The organism is Micromonospora sp. NPDC051227 (assembly GCF_044455385.1).
Lineage (GTDB): Bacteria > Actinomycetota > Actinomycetes > Mycobacteriales > Micromonosporaceae > Micromonospora.
In genome coordinates this window covers 240,516-254,320 of the sequence record NZ_JBITET010000009.1, presented here as the reverse complement: position 1 = coordinate 254,320, position 13,805 = coordinate 240,516, and the positions used below count along the sequence as shown (strand labels likewise).

Sequence of the window (13,805 nt, the reverse complement as noted above, 5' to 3'; positions counted from 1 at the left end):
GCCCGGCGGATCGGTCAGTCCAGCCGCCGTTCGATCGGCAGTCGGGCCCGGGTGAACAGGCCCGCCCCGAGCATCGCCACCACCGGCACCAGCACCAGGACCCCGAGCGCCGGCCACGGCACCAGAAAGGGGTACGGATCTGATACCGGCCAGTCATTGGCGTACTGCCGGTTCACCGATACCAGCACGATCGCGGCGGTGCCGAGACCGGCCACGATGCCGAGCACCGAACCGAGACCGGCGATGACCCCGGCCTGGCAGATCGCCAGCAGCCGGCGTACCGCTGGGGCCGCGCCGACAGCCGCGAGGGTGGTCAGCTCGGCGCGTCCCTCGGCGGCGGCGAGCGCGGTGGCGATCCCGGCCGCCCCCACGGTGATCAGTCCGGCCGCCGCCGCGAGTAGCAGGAGCAACGGTGAGACGTCGCGTGGGGCGCCGCCGTTCTCCACGCTCAGCGCCAGCGTCCCGAATGGACGCAGGACAGCGGCGAACCGTGCCTGTTGCTCCTCGTCGGGTGGGGTCGTGGTGCCGATCACCCAGCCGGTCTGAGACCAGCTCAGGCCGAGTTGGCGGGCGGCGGCGGCGGACAGCAGCAGACGGGGCTGGCCGGTCGCCCGGGGCAGCGCGTACCCCGGAAGATCGTGGACGGTGATCGGCCGGTCCGGCCCGGCGTCCACCTCGCTGACCCGGACGGTCACCAGGCCGTCGTGCAGGTAGCGCGGGTCGGTCACCACCACGCCGCCGGCGCGCAGCACGGCCGTGGCGGCGGCGGTCGTCGCCGGGTCCACGCCGGTGAGCAGGGGGAGTGCGGTCCCGTCGTCGACTCCGGGTTCCACGTAGCCGCCGAAGTAGTCCGCCTCGCGGATCTGGCAGCGGGGATCGGCGCGGGCCTGCTGGCGCTGCGCCGCGGGAAGCTGAACGCCGGGCTGCCAGGGGCAGGCCCGGGTCAGCGGGAGCACCGGTGCGATGTCGCAGTAGCCGGTGCGCCCCGCCCCGCAGCTCGGTGTCTGCACCGGGGCGACCGCGCCGACCCCGAGTTGATTCCGGGCCGCGTCGGTGATCTGGGCCAGCGTGGGCTGCCCGGCCGATCCGACCGGGTTGACCATCACGTGGCCGGTCGGCAGCGCCGGCCGGTAGGCGCGCGCGTCGCGGGCGTCGTCACTGGCCAGGTATCCGCCGAGGGCGACGCTGCTGGCGACGGCGGCCATCACGGCGCAGATTGCCGGTGCCGCGGCTGCCCGGTTGCGGCTGGCATCGCGCAGCGCGATCCGTGGTGCCAGCGGCAACACCCGGCCGAGGCGGGCGAGCACCCCGAGCAGCGTGGGCGTGCAGCAGACCAGGCCCAACTCGCCGAGGATCAGCCCGGTGAGAACCACCGCCGGCGAAGTCCGGGTGGCCCCGAACGCCGCCAGCCCCGCCCCGCCGACCACCAGTGCCAGTCCGAGAGCCAACCACCGGCCCGGGGACTTCGCCGGGGTGCGTCGTCCGGCGAGCCCGGCGCTGACGTCCTGCCGGGCGGCGGTCCAGGCCGGTGCCAGCGCGGCGAGCACACCGGCCAGCACCGCGACGCCACCGAGCAGGACCAGCGCGCTCGGCCAGCAGCGGTAGCCGCCGAAACGGGCGCTGAAGACGTACTGCTCCATCAGCGGGCGACCGGCGAACGCCGCGCCGACGCCGACCAGCAGGCCGGCGGCGGCCCCCAGCACACCCAACACCACACCGTCGGCCAGCACGACCCGGCGAAGCTGGGCGGCGTCCCCGCCCGCCACCGCGACCAGCGCCAGATCCCGTCGACGGCGACGGACTCCGACGGCGAAGGCCGGCCCGACCAGCAGGACGACCTCCAGCAGCCCGAGGCCGGCGATCAGGACGCCGGTGCTCAGGTCGTTCGGGTTGTCCCCCATGATCGACCCGAGCCATGTCCGGTCCGGTCCGGTGGCCGAGCCGAGGTGCCGCGCGGTGACCATGACCCCACGGTCGTTGAGCCGGGACACCAGCGCCGCGTCGACGCTGCCCGGCACGTCCGCCAGCCAGACTCTGTCCACCTCCGGGCCGGTCGATGGCACGGCCCCCGGGTGCAGCGCCATCACCGGTCCGAGGTCGTCGGGAAACTCGACCACCCCCACCACTGTGTACGCCCTGCTCCCGTCGGCGGCGGCCACGGCGTGGCCGAGGCGCAGGTCCAGGCGACGCAGCGCCACCGGACTGACCGCGACCTCACCGGGCTGCTGCGGCGCCCGGCCGGCCCGGAACCGCACCAGCCCGCGGGCCAGCGGATCGGTAAGGTCCAGCACCCGACCGTTCACTACCTCGTCGCGGTGCGGGCCGCGCAGGTTCAGCGGGACGTGCTGACGCACCTCGGTGACCCGGCTGCCCGGCCCGAGCAGTGCCGTCAGCTGGGCCGCGGTGACCTTCGCGGAGGGCTCGCCGTCGCGGGTGTACCAGCCCTCACCCCACTCGTCCGGCCCCACCGGGCCGTTGGCGATCCACTGCAGCTGCGCGTCGGCCACGCCGAGCCGGCGGTCGACGCGCTCCTGCGGGGTCAGCTCGGCCATGTCGTAGCTCGCCGCCAGGAAGGCCAGCGCCGCCACCGGCATGGCGATCATCGCGAGCACCAGGGCGGTCCGCCGCCGGGACCGGCGTGACTCCCGCCGGGCGATCCGCAGCGCCGCCCGCCAGGAGCCGGTCAGCTCGGCGAACCGCCGTCGGCCGACCGGGGCGGGCGGCGCGACCGGCCGGGGCGTCGCGGTGTCGGCCCGACCAGGGGCCCGCGTCGGACGGCGAACGGTCACCGGTCGCTGCCGGACAGCAGCTGCTCGACACTGCCCAGCGGTGCCGTCGTGTCTACCAGCACGCCGTCGCGGAGGAACACCACCCGGTCGGCCCAGCCGGCGTGCCGCGCCTCGTGGGTGACCAGCACTCCGGCGGCCCCCGCGTCGATCCGGCGGCGCAGCAGGTGCAGCACCGCCTCACCGGTCTGGGAATCCAACGCCCCGGTGGGCTCGTCGGCGAGGACCAGCCGGCGTTCGCCCACCAGTGCGCGGGCGATCGCCACCCGCTGCTGCTGCCCTCCGGAGAGCTGGTCCGGGAAACGGTCACCCAACGCGGGCAGGCCCACCTCGGTGAGCGCGGCCATGGCCAGGGCGCGGGCCCGACGTCCGCTGGTCCCGTCGAGTTCCAATGGGAGCGCCACGTTCTCCAGTGCGCTCAGACTGCCCAGCAGGTTGAGCTGCTGGAAGATGTAGCCGATCCGACGGCGGCGCAGCTGGGCCAGTCCGCGGCGGTCCAGGGCCCCCAGCGGTTGCCCCTCGACCCGGACCTCGCCGCCGGTGGGACGGTCCAAACCACCGGCGAGAGCCAGCAGGGTCGACTTGCCGGAGCCGGACGGCCCCATCACGGCGACCAGCTCGCCGGGCCGGACGACCAGGCTGACGCCGCGCAGCGCGTGCACCGCCGCCGGCCCGGCGCCGTGGGTGCGGTGGACGGCGCGTAGCTCCAGCACCGCGTCGTCCGATCCGCTCACCGTCTTGCCTCCTCGCCGGCCCATCGAGCCGCATCCCGCGCGTCGGCCTCATCCGGTCGGGGAGCGGGAGGCGCCGGGCCGCTGGGTTGGTGCCGGACCAGACTGGTCTCGCAGTGGTCCAGCCAGCGCACCTCGGCCTCGGCCTGGAACACCATCGAGTCCAGCACGAGGCGCCAGGGAAGGTCCTCCGGCCGGTTGCTGCCGTACTTCAACCGGGTCAACTCCTGAAGGGCCCGCATCGTCGCGCTGCGTTGAGCCTGCACCACCGACCGCACGTCGACCCCGGGGGTGGTCAGCGCCAGCGCCAGCTTGATCGCCAGCTCGTCGCGGGGGCGGTCGGTACGGCTGATCGGGGTGGCGAACCACAGCGCCAGGTCCGCCCGGCCGGCGTCGGTGATCTCGTACGGGCGCTGCCCGGCCTCGCTCTCCGGCAGCGGGCGCACCAGACCGTCCCGTTCCAGCCGGGACAACGTGGTGTAGACCTGCCCGATGTTCAGTGGCCAGGTCGAGCCGGTCGACTCCTCGAACGCGGCGCGCAGCTGGTAGCCGTACATCTGGCCGCGTTCGAGCAGGGCGAGCAACCCGTGACGGATGGACATGGCAACGGAGTATGCATACCTGGTATGCGGACCGCAACCGGAGTGGACCGGCTCAGCTCGGTCGACCGGGAAACGGGACAGTCAGCGGGGTCAGCCCGGCAGTCTTGCGCCACCGGGTGGCCCGCACCGCGTACTCGACAAGGGCGGTCAGCGCCTGGTCCCGGTCGGCGCCGGTGGTGGACGCCAGGGCGGCCCGCCAGTGCGCGGCCGTGCGCTCTTCCACCTCGGCGGCGAGCCGCAGGGCGCTGGCCCGGTCGGTGACCGGGAACGGCAGGGCGTACCCGGCGCGGTCCGGCGGGACGACGCCGCCGGCCGTGGTGAGCTGCACCACCAGCGCGTCGCGCCGACGTCGATGCGCGGCCTCCGCCTGGCGTGCCGCGTCCCGCGCCGCTCCGCTGAGCCGGACACCGATCCGTCCGTAGGCGTAGATGGCCGCGTACTCGGCGGACAGGGCGGAGGCGAGTGCCTCCCCGGCGGACGGCTGCCTCACTTCAGTGCCTCCTGGTGAGTTGCCCGGGCGGCGACGATCGACCCGAGCAGTGCCGCCCGCTCTGCGGGCGCCGCGGCGCAGGCGGCGGTGGCGGACTGCTGGGCGGTCTTCTCCAGCGTCCGCAGGGCGGCGCGCGCGCCGTTCGGATCGGCGGCCGGGGCGGTGGTCGGGGCGGCGGCTGCCGACGGCACTGTCACGCCGATCACCCGGGCCAGCTCGGTGGCGTGCGCGGTGTGTGTCTCGGCGATCGGGTTGAGCCGGTCGGCGAGCTCGGGATGGGCGGTCGCGCTCGCCCGGTACGCGGCGGCCAGCGCGAGTGACTCGTCCACCATCGGACGCAGCGGGTCGGGCGGCGGGGCTGGTTGGTCGTCGCGGTCGAAAAGATCACAGCCGGTCAGCGGCGTCAGGGCGCCGCCGAGCACCATCAGCGCCCCGGCACTCAGGAGCTTTCGCCGGGAATGTCCGGATGCTTGGTCGCGCTGTGTCGTTCTGCCGATCCCCACCGGCCAAGTCAACACCATCCGCGCCGGTCCGGGGGTCACCGGCGTCGGTGCGCCGCCCGGTCCGCCGCCGGGCAGGCGCGTTACGCTCTGCGCAACCACCGGCGTGTCCACTCCGGTGGCGTGCCGGCATGGCGGGACCACCGGTCCCCGTCGACCAGGGAGAGGGTGCGGAGATGACGCAGCGTGGCCGTGCCACCAGGCCGACGGGTCGACCCCGCGGTGCTGCGGGCCCCCGCGGCGGTGACCTCGCCGCCCGGCGGGACCGACTGCGGGCCGTGATCGAGCCGGTGGTCAACGACGCCGGCTACGACCTGGAGGACCTGTCGGTTTCCCGGGCCGGCCGCCGCCACGTGGTGCGGGTGATGGTGGACACCGACGGCGGGATCGACCTGGACGCCGTCGCTAACGTCTCCCGCGCGGTCTCGGCCGCGCTGGACGCCGCGGAGGAGACCGGTGGCGACATCGTCGCCGGCGAGTACCAGCTGGAAGTCAGCTCACCCGGCGTCGACCGGCCGCTCACCCTGCCCCGCCACTGGCGGCGCAACGTGGGTCGACTGGTCAAGGTCACCGCCCGGGGCGCGGCCGCGCTTCCCGGCCAGCGGGGCGAGCAGCCCGCCGGTGACCGTCAGCTGACCGGCCGGGTGGTCGCGGCCGATGACGAGGGCGTGCACCTGGAGACCGACGACGGCCGCGCCGCCTGGGCGTACGCCCAGCTGGGCCCGGGCCGCGTGCAGGTCGAGTTCACCCGGCTCGCCGAGCTGGGTGAGCCGGACGACGAGTTCGACGACGCGGACGATTCCGACGAGATCGACGACGATTCAGACGACATCGACGACGAAGATGATGTGGAGGACGAGGAGAGGTGAACATCGACCTCGCGGCGCTGCGCGCACTCGAGCGCGAGCGGGAGATCCCGTTCGACACGATTCTCGCGGCGATCGAGACCGCGTTGCTGACCGCCTACCGGCACACCGACGGGGCCGAACCGCACGCCCGGGTGGAGATCGACCGCAGGTCGGGCGCCGCCCTGGTGTACGCGCAGGAGATGGATGCCGACGGCAGCCTGGTGCGGGAGTGGGACGACACCCCGCACGACTTCGGCCGTATTGCCGCCATGACCGCCAAGCAGGTGATCCTCCAGCGGTTGCGGGAGGCCACCGACGAGGTGCACTTCGGTGAGTACGTCGGCCGCGAGGGTGACCTGGTCACCGGCGTGGTGCAGGCGCACGAGACGCGTACCGAGAAGGGCATCGTCAGCGTCGACCTGGGCAAGCTGGAGGGCGTGCTGCCGCAGTCCGAGCAGGTGCCCGGCGAGCGGTACGCGCACGGCGAGCGGGTCCGCTGCGTCGTGGTGCACGTGGCCAAGGGCATGCGCGGGCCGCAGATCACCCTGTCCCGGTCGCACCCGGCTCTGGTCAAGAAGCTCTTCGCGCTGGAGGTGCCGGAGATCGCCGACGGCACCGTCGAGATCGGCGCGATCGCCCGTGAGGCGGGCCATCGCACGAAGATCGCCGTCCGCTCCACCACCCCCGGGGTGAACGCCAAGGGCGCCTGCATCGGCCCGATGGGTCAGCGGGTGCGTGCCGTGATGAGCGAACTGCACGGTGAGAAGATCGACATCATCGACTGGTCGGACGACCCGGGCACCTTCGTCGGCAACGCGTTGTCGCCGGCCAAGGCGCTGCGGGTCGAGGTGGTCGACCTGGCCAACCGGGCCGCCCGGGTAACCGTTCCCGACTTCCAGCTCTCGCTGGCGATCGGTCGGGAGGGGCAGAATGCCCGACTCGCGGCCCGATTGACCGGTTGGCGGATCGACATTCGTTCCGATGCGGAGCAGGCCGCGCCGGCCGCGCGTGGGGTAACTGATCACGTGCGGGAGCCGGGCAGCGCGATCTCGGGGAGCTAGGGGTAGACTTCCTCCAGTGGTACGACGCGCGCAGCCGGAGCGCACCTGTGTGGGTTGCCGGCAACGTGCGCCGGCCAGCGAATTGCTGCGGATCGTCGCGGTCAGGGACGAGGCTGGTCACAGTCTCCGGCCTGATCCGCGCCGCAGGCTGCCGGGTCGGGGAGCGAACATGCACCCGGATCCGGCCTGCTTCGCGCTGGCGGTGCGGCGCCGCGCCTTCGGGCGTGCGCTGCGCAGCACCGAGGTCCTCGACCACGGTGCGCTGGCGGAGCACGTCGATGCGCCAACCACTACGTCCGGTCATCCCGACCGGGCGAGGGTCGCTAGCAGGGTAGGACGACCGACATGAGCACACGATGAAGTCCCTGAAATGACCAGGCTTCAAGTGCACGAGTGAGGTCGCTGCGGGTGCTGCCCGCACGACCTCGGAGTGAGGAGTGCAGTGGCAGGCAAGGCCCGCGTACACGAGCTTGCAAAAGAGCTCGGGGTCGAGAGTAAGACCGTTCTCGCCAAGCTGAAGGAAATGGGCGAGTTCGTGAAGTCCGCGTCCAGCACCGTCGAGGCGCCCGTCGCCCGGCGGCTGCGTAACGCATTCGTCGCGTCCGCCGGAGCCCCGGCTCCGGCCGCCCCGTCGGCGCCCGCGTCGACGCCGGCTTCAAACCCGACCCCGACGCCAACCCCGGCCCCGGGCGCGCCCCGGGTCTCGGCCAAGCCGATGCCGCCTCGGCGGCCGGCCGCGCCGGCACCCGGTCCGAAGCCCAAGGGTCCGGTTCCCGGTGCCCCGCAGACGGCGACCCCGGTCGCCAAGCCGGCGAGTGCCCACGACATCGAGGTGGCGGCCGCGGAGGCGCGTGCCGCCGCGCTGAAGGCTGAGCAGGAGGCCGCGGTCAAGGCCGCGCAGGCCGCCCGCCAGCAGCAGCGGGACAACCCCGTTCGCCGGGAGCCTCCGGCAGACGGCGGTAACCGCCCCGGCCCTCGGCCGGGTCCTGCGGCGATGCCGCCCCGTCCCGGTTCGCCGGCAGCTCGTCCGAGCACGCCGGCTCCCGGTCCGGGTGCCCGTCCGGGCGGTCGTCCGCCGGCGCGCGGTGCCGGTAACAACCCGTTCGGCATCCAGGGTGGCCAGCAGCAGCGGCCCCCGGCCGCCGGTGCGGGTGGCCCTCGGCCCAACAGCCCGGCGGGCATGCCGCCGCGGCCGAGCCCGAACTCCATGCCGCCGCGGCCCAGCCCGGCGTCCATGCCGAGTCAGCGTCCGGCTGCCGGTCGCCCCGGTCCCGGTGGCGCTGGTCGCCCCGGTGGCGGTGGCGCTGGTCGTCCCGGTGGCGGTGGCGGTGGCTTCCGTGGCGGTCCCGGCGGTGGTGCCGGCGGCGGCGGTGGCGGTTACCGAGGCGGCCCTGGTGGCGGCGCGGGTGCCGGCGGTGGCGGTGGCTACCGTGGCGGTCCCGGCGGCGGTGCGGGTGCTCCCGGTGGCGGTTTCCGTCCGGGTGGTCCGGCCGGTGGCGGCGGTCGTCCGGGTGCGGGCGGTCGTGGCCGTGGCGGCGGCGCCGCGGGTGCCTTCGGGCGTCCGGGTGGTCGGCCGACGCGCGGTCGCAAGTCCAAGAAGCAGCGCAGACAGGAGTTCGACAATCTGTCGGCTCCGACCATGAGCTCGGGTGCTCCCCGGGGTCAGGGTCAGATCGTCCGGCTCTCCCGTGGCGCCTCGCTGTCCGACTTCGCGGACAAGATCAACGCCAACCCGGGTTCGCTGGTCCAGGAGATGTTCAACCTGGGCGAGATGGTGACCGCGACCCAGTCCTGTTCTGACGACACCCTGCACCTGCTGGGTGAGCACCTGGGCTTCGACATCCAGATCGTCAGCCCGGAGGACGAGGACCGCGAGCTGCTCGCGCAGTTCAACATCGACCTCGACGCGGAGGTGGCCGAGGAGCGTCTGGTCAGCCGTGCGCCGGTGGTGACCGTCATGGGTCACGTCGACCACGGTAAGACCAAGCTGCTCGACGCCATCCGTAAGGCGAACGTCGTGGCCGGTGAGGCCGGTGGCATCACCCAGCACATCGGTGCCTACCAGGTCCACGTCCCGCACGAGGGCGAGGACCGGGCGGTCACCTTCATCGACACCCCGGGTCACGAGGCGTTCACCGCCATGCGTGCTCGTGGCGCCCAGGTCACGGACATCGTGATCCTGGTCGTCGCGGCCGACGACGGTGTGATGCCGCAGACAATCGAGGCGTTGAACCACGCCAAGGCGGCCGACGTGCCGATCGTGGTCGCGGTCAACAAGGTCGACAAGCCGGACGCCAACCCGGACAAGGTCCGCCAGCAGCTGACCGAGTACGGCCTGGTCGCCGAGGAGTACGGCGGCGACACCATGTTCGTCAACGTGGCAGCCAAGCCGGGCATCGGCATCGAGGAACTGCTCGAGGCCGTCCTGCTGACCGCCGACGCGTCGCTGGAGCTGACCGCTCCGATCGACGGGCCGGCTCAGGGTGTGGCCATCGAGGCGCACCTGGACAAGGGTCGCGGTGCGGTGGCGACGGTGCTGGTGCAGAAGGGCACTCTGCGGGCGGGCGACTCGATCGTCGCCGGTGGGGCGCACGGCCGGGTCCGGGCCATGCTCGACGAGAACGGCAACCAGCTCACCGAGGCTGGGCCGGCGCGTCCGGTCATGGTGCTGGGTCTGACCGCGCCGCCCGGCGCGGGAGACACGTTCCTGGCCGCGGCGGACGACCGCACGGTGCGGCAGATCGCCGAGCAGCGGCAGGCACGGCGGCGGGCGGCGTCCTTCGCCAACTCCCGTGGTCGGGCCACCCTCGAGACGCTCATGGAGCAGCTCAAGGAGGGCGAGAAGACCTCGCTCAACCTCATCCTCAAGGGCGATGTCTCCGGTTCGGTGGAGGCTCTCGAGGACGCGCTGTTCAACCTCGACATCCCCGAGGAGGTCCAGCTCAAGGTCCTCGACCGGGGCGTCGGCGCGATCACCGAGAGCAACGTCATGCTCGCGAGCGCCTCGTCCGAGCCGGTCACGATCATCGGCTTCAACGTGCGGGCCTCGAACAAGGTCCGTGAGATGGCCGACCGCGAGGGCGTGGAGATCCGGTACTACACCGTCATCTACCAGGCCATCGAGGAGATCGAGGCAGCGCTCAAGGGCCTGCTCAAGCCGGAGTACGAGGAGGCCGAGCTGGGCAGCGCGGAGATCCGCGATGTCTTCCGCTCGTCCAAGATCGGCAACATCTCCGGTTGCATCGTCCGGTCGGGCATCATCCGACGCAACGCGAAGGCTCGCCTGCTTCGGGACGGGGCGGTCGTAGCGGACAACCTCACGATCACCTCGCTCAAGCGGTTCAAGGACGACGCCACCGAGGTCCGCGAGGGCTTCGAGTGCGGTTTGACTCTGGGTGGTTACAACAACGTCCAGGTCGGCGACGTCATCGAGACCTTCGAGATGCGGGAGAAGGTTCGCGCCTGATCCGGCAGTGACACGCTGATCAAGGGGTTTACGCCGACTCGGCGTAAACCCCTTGATCATGCGGGGCGGGTTGGCGGTATCGTCCGGGGCGATGTTCACCGGAACCGCGGTCTTCGACCTGCTGCTGCCGGGCGACTCCCGGTCGCTCAAAGCCAAGAGATCATATGTACGGCCGATCGTGGCGGCGCTGCGCCGCTTCGAGGTGTCGGCCGCCGAGGTGGGTGCGCTCGATCTGCATGGTCGAGCGCAGCTGGCGGTGGCCGTGGTGGCCGCCGAGACGGCGCACGTCCGCGAGGTGCTCGACTCCTGTGAGCGCCTGGTGGCCAATCGCCCCGAGGTCGAGTTGCTGTCGGTTCGACGCCGGCTCTACGGCGTGGACGACGACTGACCATCGTGCCGGCTGTGCCGGGCGACCGGAGCGGCCCCGAAGGTAATGTTCGAGATGTTGGCCGGTCGGCCGGCGGCCTGCGGGCCGCCGGGTCGGCCGGAAGCAGGACGCCGTGGAGGTGGCGAGATGTCTGATCCGGCCAAGGTACGCCGGCACGCGGAACGGGTGCGTGAGCTGGTCGCGTCGGTGGTGCGGAGCCAGATCAAGGACCCGCGGCTCGGGATGATCACCATCACCGATGCCCGGATTACCGCTGACCTGCGTGACGCGACGGTCTTCTACACGGTGCTCGGTGACTCGGTGGCCCAGGCGGACACCGCGGCGGCGCTGGAGAGCGCCAAGGGGCTGCTGCGCAGCACGGTCGGCAAGGCCCTCGGGCTGCGCCACTCGCCGACCCTCACATTCGTCCTCGACGACGTGCAGGACCAGGTCAAGCACATCGACGACCTGCTCGCCGCCGCTCGCAACGCCGACGCCGAGGTGCAGCGGCTCGCCGCCCAGGCGAAGTACGCGGGCGAGGCCCAGCCGTACCGGGTGGACGACGAGACGGACGAGACGGACGAGGCCGACGAGGCCGACGAGGCCACCGACGTCAAGGAGACCCCCCGGGGTGGGGAAACTCGGTGACCAGCACCGCCAGCGCCCCGTTCGCCGGGGCAGCCGGGCTCGGCCCCGCCGAGGCGGACTGGGCCGCGGCCGAGGCGTTGGTGCGGGCTCTCCCGCCCACCGCCCGGGTGCTGCTGATCTGCCACATCAATCCGGACGGCGACGCCCTGGGCAGCATGCTCGGCTTCGGTCTGGGCCTGCGGCAGTTCGGCGTACGCGACGTGCAGGCGACCTTTCCCGGGCCGCCGGAGCTGCCGGAGCCGTTCCGGGGGCTGCCGGGGCTGGACCTGCTGGTCCCGGCGGACACCGCCGACCCGGCGCCCGATCTGGTGATCTGCTTCGACGCGGCGAGCGAGTCGCGTCTCGGCGAGTTGGCCGGGCGGCTGTCGTCGGCGGGTGCGGCGCTGGTGCTCGACCACCACGCCTCCAACCCGGGTTTCGGCACTGTCAACCTGGTCGACGCGGGTGCGGCGGCCACGTCGGTCGTGGCCGAGCAACTGTTGGCCCGGCTCGGGGTGGTGGTGGATCCGGCCATCGCCGAGTGCCTCTACGTGGCGCTGACCACGGACACCGGTTCGTTCCGGTTCGAGGCGACCACTCCGGCGGTGCATCAGATGGCCGCTCGGCTGCTGGCGACCGGCATCTCGCCGGGTGACATCTCCCGGCGGGTCTTCGACACCCGGCCCTTCGGCGCGGTCCGCCTCTTCGGTGAGGTGCTCGGCCGGGCTCAACTGGAGCCGGCCGCCGCCGGAGGTCGGGGCCTGGTCTGGACCTTCGCCACCCTCGACGACCTGGCCCGGCACGATCAGCGGCCGTACGTGCTGGAGGCCCTGATCGATTCCGTGCGCTGCACCGCCGAGGCGGATGTGAGCTGTGTGGTGAAGCAGACCAGGCCCGCCGAGTGGGCGGTGTCGATGCGCAGCAAGGGCGCGGTGGACGTCAGCCGGGTCGCGGTGGCGCTGGGCGGTGGTGGGCACACGTTCGCGGCCGGGTTCACCGGCCGGGGCACCGTCGAGCAGGTGGTCGAGTCGATCCGGGGTCAGCTGGACGCGGCGCTGATCGGCTGACGCGCCTTCGGCCGCCATCGATCCGTCGGTCCGGAAGATCAGGGTCAGCTCCGGGGAGTGTTGGTCTTCCCGCGTTCCGTGATACCGGGAAGAATTGCGGGATGGAGCAGCCGCACGACCTCACCGTGGAGGCCCCCCGGGCCTGGGACCGGCCCGCCGTCTCCGTTCCCGTCCTCGTCTGCCTGTCGCTCGTCGGTGGCCGGTTCGCGTCCTTCTCCACCGAGGCGAATCTGTTCACCCTCGGGACGGGCGGGGTGCTGATCTGGCTCGGTCTGAGCAACCGGGTGCCCCGTCGGCCGGCGCCGCGCCGGCTGGGCACGGGGGCGGCCTGGTGGGCGGTGCCGGTGGTGGTCTTCGGGGTCTTCGAGGGCGTGACCTTCGTGCTGGCTGCCGGCGATGACTTCCCCACCTTCTCCCGGTTGGCCGATCCTCTCCTGGAGGATCAACTGACCCGGTCGGCGGTCTGGTTCGCCTGGTTGGCCGCCTTCTGGGGGCTGGTGCGGCGATGATGCGCGCGCTCGCGATCGGCGGCTTCCTCGCCGCGCTGATCCTCTTCGCGGTGGTCGAGTGGATGGCCCGGCGGGAGGGGTCACGGATCCCCACCCTGGGCGAGGTCTGTGCCTATGTGATGCGTTACGAGGTCGGTTCGGTGCCGGTGGGCCGGATCGGTCTGTTCGGGTTCTGGTGGTGGCTGGGCTGGCATTTCCTGGCTCGCTGAGCCGGGCTGCCGACCGTCCAAATGGCGGGAACCGTAAGCAGTATGTGGACCTGAACGATAACTTGGGAGAAGGCCGGTGCCGCGTAGCGGTGCAGGTCATGGGCGGTGGTGCCACACCCCGCGCCGCCTCCCTCCAGGGTCGGATCGACCCGGGCTCGCGCTGCCCAGTCGGCTGCTCCGGTAACCCCGGACCGCCGTGGGGCGCTCAGCAGGACCGCCCGTGAGGGTTGCCGCGTGTCGGCGGCCCACGCCCTGGGAAGAGGAGCGCCACCATGCCGAACAAGCCCAAGCCCGAGACCACCACCGACGACGCCCGCGAGCAGGCCCGCCGCGCGCTGCAGACGTCGATGGACACCCGGCAGTGATCCGACCCGTCCGGCGCTGATTCCCGTCGGGTCGGCGCGGCCGGAGGAGGCGGACGCCTCATGTCGTGCCTTTGGAGCTGATTCGTCTGCGACATCGCTACGCGATTCGTCTGCGACATCAGCTCCAAAGCCTCTGACCAGAGTCACTCGCCCCCGGCCGGTCCAACTGCCGACCGG

The 13,805-nt window shown here is 72.6% G+C and carries 14 protein-coding genes; 9 read left to right on the top strand and 5 right to left on the bottom strand.

Going from position 1 to position 13,805, the window contains the following annotated elements; translation table 11 throughout:
- Positions 1-14: 14 nt before the first annotated feature.
- Genes ACIA47_RS22725 through ACIA47_RS22705 form a run of 5 tightly spaced genes read right to left on the bottom strand, consistent with a single transcriptional unit; the run spans position 15 to position 5,034 of the window.
- Positions 15-2,789, bottom strand: coding sequence for an FtsX-like permease family protein (locus ACIA47_RS22725; RefSeq protein WP_396710442.1), 2,775 nt, complete (start codon positions 2,787-2,789; stop codon positions 15-17).
- The gene (locus ACIA47_RS22720) at positions 2,786-3,544 is read right to left on the bottom strand and encodes an ABC transporter ATP-binding protein (protein WP_112586536.1); all 759 of its coding nucleotides are present in this window, start codon (positions 3,542-3,544) and stop codon (positions 2,786-2,788) included. The genes ACIA47_RS22725 and ACIA47_RS22720 overlap by 4 nt, the downstream gene beginning before the upstream one ends.
- Entirely contained in the window at positions 3,517-4,119 is a 603-nt protein-coding gene (locus ACIA47_RS22715; RefSeq protein ID WP_396710439.1) for a PadR family transcriptional regulator, read from the bottom strand. The genes ACIA47_RS22720 and ACIA47_RS22715 overlap by 28 nt, the downstream gene beginning before the upstream one ends.
- A 52-nt stretch (positions 4,120-4,171) precedes the next feature.
- A complete protein-coding gene (locus ACIA47_RS22710) occupies positions 4,172-4,609 on the bottom strand; it encodes a ferritin-like domain-containing protein (protein WP_396710437.1) in 438 nt (145 codons plus the stop codon).
- Positions 4,606-5,034, bottom strand: a complete 429-nt coding sequence (locus tag ACIA47_RS22705; protein WP_396710508.1) for a hypothetical protein — start codon at positions 5,032-5,034, stop codon at positions 4,606-4,608. Before ACIA47_RS22705 ends, ACIA47_RS22710 begins: the two co-directional genes overlap by 4 nt.
- Positions 5,035-5,285: 251 nt before the next feature.
- Here ACIA47_RS22705 and rimP point away from each other — a divergent pair, with 251 nt between their 5' ends.
- The 9 genes from rimP to ACIA47_RS22660 all read left to right on the top strand — a co-directional run bounded on the left by rimP (position 5,286) and on the right by ACIA47_RS22660 (position 13,263).
- Positions 5,286-5,978, top strand: a complete 693-nt coding sequence (gene rimP / locus ACIA47_RS22700) for a ribosome maturation factor RimP (protein WP_396710435.1) — start codon at positions 5,286-5,288, stop codon at positions 5,976-5,978.
- Positions 5,975-7,018: a transcription termination factor NusA gene (gene nusA, locus ACIA47_RS22695; protein ID WP_396710433.1), complete on the top strand. Its 1,044-nt coding sequence runs from the start codon at positions 5,975-5,977 to the stop codon at positions 7,016-7,018. The genes rimP and nusA overlap by 4 nt, the downstream gene beginning before the upstream one ends.
- Before the next feature lie 16 nt (positions 7,019-7,034).
- Positions 7,035-7,367 carry a YlxR family protein gene (locus ACIA47_RS22690; RefSeq protein ID WP_396710431.1) on the top strand — a complete coding sequence of 111 codons (333 nt, stop codon included), beginning with the start codon at positions 7,035-7,037 and terminating at the stop codon, positions 7,365-7,367.
- 93 nt (positions 7,368-7,460) lie between these two features.
- Positions 7,461-10,484, top strand: a complete 3,024-nt coding sequence (gene infB / locus ACIA47_RS22685; protein WP_396710429.1) for a translation initiation factor IF-2 — start codon at positions 7,461-7,463, stop codon at positions 10,482-10,484.
- 91 nt (positions 10,485-10,575) lie between these two features.
- On the top strand, positions 10,576-10,872 hold the full coding sequence (locus ACIA47_RS22680) for a DUF503 domain-containing protein (protein ID WP_091400377.1): 297 nt from the start codon (positions 10,576-10,578) through the stop codon (positions 10,870-10,872).
- A gap of 126 nt (positions 10,873-10,998) precedes the next feature.
- Positions 10,999-11,499, top strand: a complete 501-nt coding sequence (gene rbfA / locus ACIA47_RS22675; RefSeq protein ID WP_396710426.1) for a 30S ribosome-binding factor RbfA — start codon at positions 10,999-11,001, stop codon at positions 11,497-11,499.
- The gene (locus ACIA47_RS22670) at positions 11,496-12,545 is read left to right on the top strand and encodes a bifunctional oligoribonuclease/PAP phosphatase NrnA (RefSeq protein ID WP_396710424.1); all 1,050 of its coding nucleotides are present in this window, start codon (positions 11,496-11,498) and stop codon (positions 12,543-12,545) included. The genes rbfA and ACIA47_RS22670 overlap by 4 nt, the downstream gene beginning before the upstream one ends.
- A gap of 101 nt (positions 12,546-12,646) precedes the next feature.
- The gene (locus ACIA47_RS22665) at positions 12,647-13,054 is read left to right on the top strand and encodes a hypothetical protein (protein ID WP_350859803.1); all 408 of its coding nucleotides are present in this window, start codon (positions 12,647-12,649) and stop codon (positions 13,052-13,054) included.
- On the top strand, positions 13,054-13,263 hold the full coding sequence (locus ACIA47_RS22660) for a DUF6186 family protein (RefSeq protein ID WP_181548655.1): 210 nt from the start codon (positions 13,054-13,056) through the stop codon (positions 13,261-13,263). Before ACIA47_RS22665 ends, ACIA47_RS22660 begins: the two co-directional genes overlap by 1 nt.
- Positions 13,264-13,805: the final 542 nt, after the last annotated feature.

Coding starts and splice junctions, on each gene's coding strand:
- ACIA47_RS22720 (WP_112586536.1), bottom strand. CDS start 3,544: ATGGGCCGGCGAGGAGGCAAGACGGTGAGCGGATCGGACGACGCGGTG.
- ACIA47_RS22715 (WP_396710439.1), bottom strand. CDS start 4,119: ATGTCCATCCGTCACGGGTTGCTCGCCCTGCTCGAACGCGGCCAGATG.
- ACIA47_RS22705 (WP_396710508.1), bottom strand. CDS start 5,034: ATGGTGCTCGGCGGCGCCCTGACGCCGCTGACCGGCTGTGATCTTTTC.
- rimP (WP_396710435.1), top strand. CDS start 5,286: ATGACGCAGCGTGGCCGTGCCACCAGGCCGACGGGTCGACCCCGCGGT.
- ACIA47_RS22680 (WP_091400377.1), top strand. CDS start 10,576: ATGTTCACCGGAACCGCGGTCTTCGACCTGCTGCTGCCGGGCGACTCC.
- rbfA (WP_396710426.1), top strand. CDS start 10,999: ATGTCTGATCCGGCCAAGGTACGCCGGCACGCGGAACGGGTGCGTGAG.
- ACIA47_RS22665 (WP_350859803.1), top strand. CDS start 12,647: ATGGAGCAGCCGCACGACCTCACCGTGGAGGCCCCCCGGGCCTGGGAC.
- ACIA47_RS22660 (WP_181548655.1), top strand. CDS start 13,054: ATGCGCGCGCTCGCGATCGGCGGCTTCCTCGCCGCGCTGATCCTCTTC.